Origin of the sequence: Streptomyces sp. WELS2, from assembly GCF_013870595.1 — a bacterium.
In the GTDB taxonomy this organism is placed as follows: domain Bacteria; phylum Actinomycetota; class Actinomycetes; order Streptomycetales; family Streptomycetaceae; genus Streptomyces.
In genome coordinates, this window is record NZ_JACBWZ010000750.1 from 1 (window position 1) to 2986 (window position 2986).

Here is a 2986-nt window from a genome sequence, read left to right on the forward strand (position 1 = left end):
CGGCGGTCGTGGCGGGCGTACGGCACGCGGACACGCCGTACGACCAGTTGCTGATGAGCGGGGTGCCCCGGCATGAGGCACGGCACCGGATCGCGCCGGCCGTGGAGAGGGTGCTGCGGGCATGGCAGGAGAAGGAGGTGGGGGGTGTGGAGGACGCGGGCTGAGGGGGCGGTGGACGGAACGCGGGGATCGCGGGCACCGGCGGGCCTCGCGGGATCGTTGGCCGGGGCTTCGGGCCGGCGGCTCCGCTGCCGATGCCCTTGGTCCACGTATGGGGGCCGTCTGGTCCCCGGGTCTCGCGCGAGTCCCGGCAGAAAGCGCTGTCGGCTGCTCTGCGCGGGGGCCCGTGTGGACGTATCGTGGCCGGAAGAGTGTTGCCCGATGTCGGACGGACCTTCGTACACCCGGCGCCTGTGGTGCCCCGTACGCGAGGAAGACGCCATGGCCGATCCCAAGGGGTTCATGACCACGCCGCGCCAGGAGTGGCCGCGGCGGCCCGTCGAGGAGCGGGTGCGGGACTGGGACGAGGTGTACGTCCCGGGAGCGCTGCTGCCCATCATCAGCGAGCAGGCCGACCGCTGTATGGACTGCGGCGTCCCGTTCTGTCACCAGGCCTGTCCGCTGGGCAATCTCATCCCCGAGTGGAACGACCTGGTCTCGCGGGAGGACTGGCGGGCCGCCTCCGACCGGCTGCACGCCACCAACAACTTCCCCGAGTTCACCGGCCGGTTGTGTCCGGCACCGTGCGAGGCGGGGTGTGTGCTGGCGATCAACCAGCCGGCCGTCACCATCAAGAACGTCGAGTGCGCGATCGCCGACCGGGCGTGGGAGGAGGGCTTCACGTCGGCCCGGCCGCCCGAGCGGCTGTCCGGGAAGACGGTCGCCGTCGTCGGCTCCGGGCCCACCGGGCTGGCCGCGGCGCAGCAGCTGACCCGGGCCGGGCACACGGTCGCGGTGTACGAGAAGGACGACCGGATCGGCGGGCTGATGCGGTACGGCATCCCCGCGTTCAAGATGGAGAAGCGGCACCTGGAGCGGCGGATCGGGCAGATGCTGGCCGAGGGGACGAGGTTCCGCACCTCCACGGCGGTCGGCCGGGATGTTCCGGCGGCCGAGCTGCGGGGCCGTTACGACGCGGTGGTGATCGCGACCGGTGCCACGGCTTGGCGGGAACTTCCGGTGCCGGGACGGGAGTTGAACGGGATACACCAGGCGATGGAGTATCTGCCGCTGGCGAACCGGGTGTGCGAAGGGGACCTGGAGGTCTCACCGCTGTCGGCCGCCGGCAAACACGTGGTCATCGTCGGCGGCGGGGACACCGGGGCGGACTGTCTGGGCACGGCGGTGCGCGAGGGGGCCGCGTCCGTCACCCAGCTGGACATCTACGCGCAGCCGGGTGCGGAGCGCGACGAGGACAGCGACCCGTGGCCGACGTACCCGAAGGTTTACCGGCTGTCGGCCGCGCACGAGGAGGCGCGGGAGCTGCGGACGGCGCCGGCGGCGGACGCGGACGCCCGGCTGTTCGCGGCGTCCACGCTCCGCTTCACGGGAGACGAGAGGGGGAATGTGCGGTCACTGCATCTGGTGGAGGTCGACGAGCGGCGGCTTCCGCTGCCGGGCACGGGTCGGGCGCTCCCGGCCGACCTGGTGCTGCTCGCGCTGGGGTTCTCCGGGCCGGACCGGGAGGACGGGCTGATCGAGCAGCTGGGGCTGGCGTTGGGGCCGCGCGGCAAGATCGCCCGGGACGACGGCTTCGCGACGAACGTCCCCGGGGTGTTCGCCGCGGGCGACGCGGCGCGCGGGCAGTCGCTCATAGTCTGGGCGATAGCGGAGGGCCGGGCGGTCGCGGCGGCCGTCGACCGCTATCTGACGGGGAGTTCCCGGCTCCCGGCGCCGATCACCCCCGCGGACCGGCCGCTGACCGTCTGAGCGGCGGCGCCGCGGACCGCATCCCAGCGCACCGCCCGGGCAACGCGCACCACCCGACTGCGCCCACGGCCGTCCGGGTAACACGTGCCACCCGACTGCGCCCATGGCCGCCCGGGCAACGCCCATCGCCCGGCTCTTCCCACCGTGCCCGGCCGGCGCGTACCACTCGGCTCCCCCGACGGCCGCCCGGACGCCCCCGCCGGACCGGCCCCACACCACGCCTCCGAACCGGTCCCACCACCCCACGCACCCAACCGGTCCCCCCGCCCACGCATCTAGCCGGCCCCGTAGTCCCACGGACCGGCCCCGCTCCACCGCCCCACGGACCGGCCACCCCACGGTCGGCTCGCCCTCAGCGGGTGCGTTCGTCCGTGCCCGCCACCTTGCCCGTGGCCAGGGCCACCCGGTTCCACGTGTTGATGGTGAGGATCAGGGACAGGACCTGGGCCAGTTCCCGTTCGTCGAAGTGGGCGGCGGCCTCGGTGTAGACGGAGTCGGGGACGCCGCCGTCGGCGATCAGGGTGACCGCTTCGGTCAGGGCCAGCGCGGCCTGTTCCCTGGGGGTGAAGAAGTGCCGGGCCTCCCGCCAGACGGCGACGAGGTGGAGCCGGTCCTCGCTCTCCCCGGCCTTGCGGGCGTCGTTGGTGTGCATGTGCAGGCAGTAGGCGCAGTGGTTGAGGTGGGAGGCGCGGATCTGGATCAGTTCGACCAGGGCCGGGTCGAGGCCGGCGCGGGCGGCGGAGTCGAAGCGGATGATCGCGCGGTAGACCTCCGGGGCGGCCTGCGCGAAGTCCAGGCGGGTCCGGGCAGCCTCGGCGGCGGTGATCCCGGGGGTGGGGTCGAAGGGGCCGTCGATGGGGCTGTCAGAAGTGCTGCCGGAGGTGTTGATGGTGTTCGTGTCCGTCGTCATGTGCTCCACCGTAGGAGCCGGAAAGACTGGTTGTAGGGTGCATTTCCATGACGGAATCGTGGGTCAATTCCGCGGAGCGGATCGGCGTCGACCTGCATCTGGAACTGTCCGGACCGGGTGGTCGGCGGGCCGCGCTGACCCGGGCGC

3 protein-coding genes are annotated in these 2986 nt (G+C 73.0%); 2 read left to right on the top strand and 1 reads right to left on the bottom strand.

Annotated elements, in window-relative coordinates:
* Positions 1-53: 53 nt before the first annotated feature.
* A complete protein-coding gene (locus tag H5J33_RS29225) occupies positions 54-164 on the top strand; it encodes a hypothetical protein (RefSeq protein WP_399552954.1) in 111 nt (36 codons plus the stop codon).
* Between the two features lie 277 nt (positions 165-441).
* Positions 442-1929: a glutamate synthase subunit beta gene (locus H5J33_RS29230; protein ID WP_181797818.1), complete on the top strand. Its 1488-nt coding sequence runs from the start codon at positions 442-444 to the stop codon at positions 1927-1929.
* 352 nt (positions 1930-2281) lie between these two features.
* On the opposite strand, the gene H5J33_RS29235 is transcribed toward H5J33_RS29230, so the two are convergent.
* On the bottom strand, positions 2282-2839 hold the full coding sequence (locus H5J33_RS29235) for a carboxymuconolactone decarboxylase family protein (RefSeq protein WP_181797819.1): 558 nt from the start codon (positions 2837-2839) through the stop codon (positions 2282-2284).
* Between the last annotated feature and the right edge of the window lie 147 nt (positions 2840-2986).

Coding starts and splice junctions, on each gene's coding strand:
- H5J33_RS29225 (WP_399552954.1), top strand. CDS start 54: ATGAGCGGGGTGCCCCGGCATGAGGCACGGCACCGGATCGCGCCGGCC.
- H5J33_RS29230 (WP_181797818.1), top strand. CDS start 442: ATGGCCGATCCCAAGGGGTTCATGACCACGCCGCGCCAGGAGTGGCCG.
- H5J33_RS29235 (WP_181797819.1), bottom strand. CDS start 2,839: ATGACGACGGACACGAACACCATCAACACCTCCGGCAGCACTTCTGAC.